The following is a 4,824-nucleotide window of genomic DNA, read 5'->3' as shown; positions in this document are numbered from 1 at the left end:
GCAATGCCCTCGATGATTGTGCGGATGGAAGCCCACTTCGGCTCAAACTGCTTCTGGTAGTCAAGGAGATCGGTACGGGCACTGGCGTATCCGGCGGTTGGATCATCAACGAGCATCTTCTCGATTTCATAGGACTTCAGCCACTGGAGGTACATCCAGGCTTCCTTCTTGTGCTTTGAGAAAGCATTGATGCCGATGCCCTGGGAACCAAAGGTGGAAGCTCGCCGAATCTGCCCTGTTTCCGGATCCCGGTACCCGGGCATGACGGTGTAGCCCCATTTCCCAGCAGTTTTCGAGAGCGCAGGATTATCGGCAACATTGGCAAAGCTCACCCAGGTGAACCACATGGCACACTTGTCCTGGGTCGCAGCGTTCATGATCTCGTCCACGAACCAGTTCGCCGTCGCCGGATCGACCACCTTGTGCTTCAGATTGAAGTCCACGAAGAACTGGAGGGCCTCTACCGCCTTGTCAGAGTTGATGACCCCCTGAGCCGTCCAGGTCTTGGGGTCCCAGAGTTCTGCGCCGAAGGAGAAATGGAAGGGAAGCCACTGCTGGGTGATACCATCGCTGAGACGCGTCGCATACCAGGCAATGCCGTAGCGGTCAATTTTCCCATCTCCATCGATGTCCACGGTGAGTTTTTTGGCGTACTCGAGCATCTCATCCCAGGTATCGGGAGGTCCGGGAATACCTGCCTCCTGGTACAAATCCTTGCGGTAGCTGAAGATGAGTCCTCCACATGTCCAGGGAAGACCGTAGAGGGGAGTATCGGCATACTGCTTCCACGCATCCCCTGGAAGGAGGGCATCGTCACCTAAGGTGGGGAACTTACCGATGTAGGTAGCAAATCCCTGGATGAAATCTTTCTCGAAGTTTATGGTGCTCTCCGGCGAGAGAAGGTACTCAGGGGTGTCGAGACGCTCCAGTCCTCCGGCAAGAACCATCTCGCCAATCCACTGGCTGTCGTATTCGAAGAGATCGTACTCATCGCTCTTGCTGTCAATGATTTCCCGAATCTTGTACTCCACGAACTGGTACGGAGGGCTCTCGATGATGACTTTGATACCCGTTTTCTGGGTGAAGATTTCGTTCGCCAGTCGCTGCTCAACCGGCGTCTGCGGCCAGGGAAGACTCAGGATACGCAGGGTTACCTCTTCTGCGAAAACCACACTGCACCCCACAAGAAGCACCACAGAAACCACAAGAAGTAACCTCTTCATCCTCCTCTCCTCCTCTCAAATGGATTAGAGTTCTCAAAAAGAAGGTTTCTTTGGGTTTTCCATCACCCCCTCTCGAGGCGTTTTTCGCTTTCAGGATCGAAAAGATGCCAGAAAGCCTCCTCAAGGCGCACCCACACCCTTTGACCCGGATAGGGCTCAAAGGGTAGAACATTCCGACGAAGCCGCGCTTTGAAACTCACATCATGGGCCGAAAGGGTGAAAATGTACTCGTTACTCTGGGGCTCAATGACTTCAAGGGTGGCAGGGAAGGCACGGTCCTGAGAAGAAGAAAGAGAAACATTTTCCGGACGGATACCAAGAATCACTCTCCTCTTTCCCCAGTCCCTGAGGAAATGAGCCCATTCAGGACCAACCGGAAGCGAGAAGGCCGAAGAGACAAGGGCAATCTCGCCCCTCTCTTCACGAATCTCAAGGGGGAAGAAATTCATTCGGGGTGTGCCGATGAAACCCGCAACGAAGAGATTCGCCGGGCGCTCGTACACCTCCTCAGGAGTACCCACCTGCTTCACTTCTCCGAAATCCATAACCACCATGGTATCCGCCACTGCCTGAGCCTCGGTCTGGTCGTGAGTAACGTAGACGGTTGTGATGCCCAGGGTTTTCTGAATCTTCCGAATCTCGGCCCGCATTTCCACCCGGAGTTTGGCATCGAGATTCCCCAGGGGTTCATCAAGGAGGTAGATTTTCGGTCGACGCACCAGAGCTCTGCCGAGAGCAACTCGCTGCTGCTGGCCACCGGAGAGCTGCCCCGGATACCGGTCAAGGAGGAACTCCATGTGGAGGAGGCGGGTTACTTCTTCAATTCGTTTTGCCATCTCCTGAGGCGAGAGCTTCTCTGCGTAGAGGGGGAACATCCAGTTCTCCCGAACAGTCATATGAGGGTACAGGGCAAAGGTTTGGAAGCACATGGCCACATCCCGTTCCCCAGGGGAAATGTGGAGGGCCGGCTTCCCGTCAAGGTACACCATGCCCCTTTCGGGCCTCGTGAGACCGGCAATGACCCTGAGGACCGTTGTCTTACCGCATCCTGAAGGTCCGGTGATGACGCAAAGCGACCCGGAGGGCACGGTGAAACTCACATCTTTGAGAACCACATTTTTCCCATACCGGACCCGAACGCCCTCAAGACGAATCTCCGACATACCTCTCCCTCACAGAAGCCGCTTCTCCGTTACAGGGTCGAAAATGTAGAGGTGACGGTCCTCAAAAACGACCTCCACAGTCTCATCGGGTCTCGGGGGTGATGGAAACTCCCGTTTCTCGAGTCTGGCTTTCACAATCTCCCCTCCAACCCTCAGATCCACGATGTACTCGTTGCTCTGGGGTTCCACAACGTAGACCTCACCCCGAATGACGTTCACCTTCTCCCCCCGAGAAAGGGCAAGGTGTTCCGGACGCACACCGAGAATGATTTCCCGCTGGAGGAGAGAAAGAGTTTTCTCTTTCAGTCCCTGCGAAAGAGGAATGCGCACGCCATTCCCCCGAAACTCGAGCTCCTCCCCCTGCACAAGAACCCCTCGAAGGAAATTCATCGCCGGCATCCCCACAAACCCGGCCACGAAGAGGTTCACAGGATTCTCGTAAATTTCGATGGGTTTCCCAACTTGCTGCACCCGTCCCTGGTGCATGACCATGATTTTATCCGCCAGGCCCTGGGCTTCGGTCTGATCATGAGTCACGTAGATTGTCGTAATCTTGAGCTCCTGCTGGAGTTTGCGCAAATTCGCCCGCATCTCCACCCGGAGCCGGGCATCGAGCTGGCTCAAAGGTTCATCCATGAGGAAAAGCTTTGGCTTTCGAATGAGCGCCCGTCCAATGGCCACCCGCTGCCTCTGCCCTGCGGAGAGCTCCTGGGGATAGCGGTCGAGGAACTCTTCAAGGTGCAGGAAGTGGGCAACCTCCTCCACACGTTTTGCGATTTCCTGGCGAGGAATGCGCTTGGCCTTGAGAGGAAAAGCGAGTTGTTCCCGCACGGTGAGATGGGGATAGAGAGCGTAATTCTGGAAAATCATGGCCACGTTCCGATCCCCCGGGTACAGGTCGTTGATGACCTCTCCATCAAGGTAAATTTTCCCCGAAGTCGGCTTCACGAATCCGGCAATCATCCGCAGGGTCGAGGTCTTCCCGCACCCCGATGGACCGAGGAAAACGCAGAGCTCTCCGTCCTCCACCACAAGGTCCACATCCCGCACCGCGTGGGTGTGCTTTCCGTACCAGAGGTTGAGCTTCTCAAGGACAAGGGTGGCCATGGCACTATCGCATCCTTCCGAAACTCATGCCCCGGATGAGCTCATTCCGCACAAAAATCGTGAACACCACCACCGGAATCATGAAAATCACCGCCGCCGCAGAAATCCTCCCCCAGTCCGTTCCAAGAAAGGTCTGGAGCTTGGCAAGACCAACAGGGGCCGTCACCGCCTTTCGGGTCGTCAGGGTAAGGGCCACGAGGAACTCGTTGAGAGACTGAATGAGGCAGAAAATGGCCGTTGTGGCAAGACCCGGCCGAACAAGAGGAAGACTCACCCGCCAGAAGACCTGTGCCGGCGAGTAACCGTCGAGCTTTGCCGCCTCTTCAAGCTCAATGGGAATTTCGTCGAAAAATCCCTTCAGGACCCAGATGGAGAAAGAGATGTTGAAGATGCAGTACACAAGGACAAGGGCAAGGGTTGTGTCCAGAAGCCCAAGAGAACGAAAGAGAAGGTAAAAGGGAATCACCACCGCAATTGGTGGGAGCATGCGCAGTGAGAGAATCCAGAAGAGAATGTTATCGCTTCCCCGAATGGGGTAACGGGAAAAACCGTAAGCTGTGAGACTTCCGAAAACCAGGGAAACTCCGGTTGAAATCACCGCAACAAGGAGGCTGTTTCTGAGGTGGTACATGAAGTCGGAGTGGAGAATATCCCTGTAGTTCTGGAGCGTCGGGGGGAAAATCCACTTCGGGGGAAGGGCAAAGATTTCAAGACGGGTCTTCAAAGAGGAGAGCACAACCCACAAAAGAGGGAACATGAACGCCCCTGTAATGCCCAGAGCAACGACAAGGAACACAATCCGCCGTATCAGGGATTTCGTCTCCTCACGCATCCTCATCCCTCACAGCCCGGTATCCACCATCTCCCGGGGAATCTTCCTCCGGGGACTCAGAATCTTGAGAAGAATGTTCACAAGAACATTCACGATGATGACCACAAACCAGGAGATAGCCGAGGCCACCCCAACCTTGAAGAAGGAGAAGAGGTTCCGGTACCCCAGAAGTGAAAGGGTGGTCGTCAGATCCCCTGGTCCCCCACCGGTGAGAATATAGGGAACATCGAACATTTTCAGGGTATCGATGGAACGGAAAAGGACGGCAAGGAGGATAGGCATACGAAGGTACGGAAGGTAAATGTTTTTGAACCGCATCCAGGGACTGGCCCGGTCAAGAATCGCTGCCTCCTGGAGTTCCTGGGGAATGGTTCCAAGACCAGCAAGGACAAGGAGCACCACAAAGGGTGTCCACTGCCATACATCGGTAATGATGATGCCCCAGATGGCAAAGCGAGGGTCGGTCAACCAGTCCACGGCTTTGAACCCAAGCCTCTCG

5 protein-coding genes are annotated in these 4,824 nt (G+C 54.9%); all 5 read right to left on the bottom strand.

Annotated features, from left to right (window positions below; genetic code table 11):
- A partial coding sequence (locus H5U36_08935) for a sugar ABC transporter substrate-binding protein (protein MBC7218241.1) occupies positions 1-1,223 on the bottom strand: 1,223 nt, incomplete at its 3' end.
- 62 nt (positions 1,224-1,285) lie between these two features.
- Positions 1,286-2,386: an ABC transporter ATP-binding protein gene (locus tag H5U36_08930; GenBank protein ID MBC7218240.1), complete on the bottom strand. Its 1,101-nt coding sequence runs from the start codon at positions 2,384-2,386 to the stop codon at positions 1,286-1,288.
- Between the two features lie 9 nt (positions 2,387-2,395).
- Positions 2,396-3,493 carry an ABC transporter ATP-binding protein gene (locus H5U36_08925; GenBank protein ID MBC7218239.1) on the bottom strand — a complete coding sequence of 366 codons (1,098 nt, stop codon included), beginning with the start codon at positions 3,491-3,493 and terminating at the stop codon, positions 2,396-2,398.
- 4 nt (positions 3,494-3,497) lie between these two features.
- Positions 3,498-4,325 (bottom strand): carbohydrate ABC transporter permease, encoded by an 828-nt coding sequence (locus H5U36_08920; protein ID MBC7218238.1) that lies wholly within the window; start codon positions 4,323-4,325, stop codon positions 3,498-3,500.
- A gap of 9 nt (positions 4,326-4,334) precedes the next feature.
- Positions 4,335-4,824: sugar ABC transporter permease (locus tag H5U36_08915; GenBank protein ID MBC7218237.1), on the bottom strand; the 490-nt coding region annotated here is incomplete at its 5' end.

The organism is Candidatus Caldatribacterium sp., assembly GCA_014359405.1.
Taxonomy (GTDB): Bacteria; Atribacterota; Atribacteria; order Atribacterales; family Caldatribacteriaceae; genus Caldatribacterium; species Caldatribacterium oleiphilum.
This window is presented reverse-complemented; position numbering and strand designations above follow the sequence as displayed.

Bases quoted from the DNA above. Each gene is read 5' to 3' on its own strand.
- H5U36_08930 (MBC7218240.1), bottom strand. From the start codon at position 2,386: ATGTCGGAGATTCGTCTTGAGGGCGTTCGGGTCCGGTATGGGAAAAAT.
- H5U36_08925 (MBC7218239.1), bottom strand. From the start codon at position 3,493: ATGGCCACCCTTGTCCTTGAGAAGCTCAACCTCTGGTACGGAAAGCAC.
- H5U36_08920 (MBC7218238.1), bottom strand. From the start codon at position 4,325: ATGCGTGAGGAGACGAAATCCCTGATACGGCGGATTGTGTTCCTTGTC.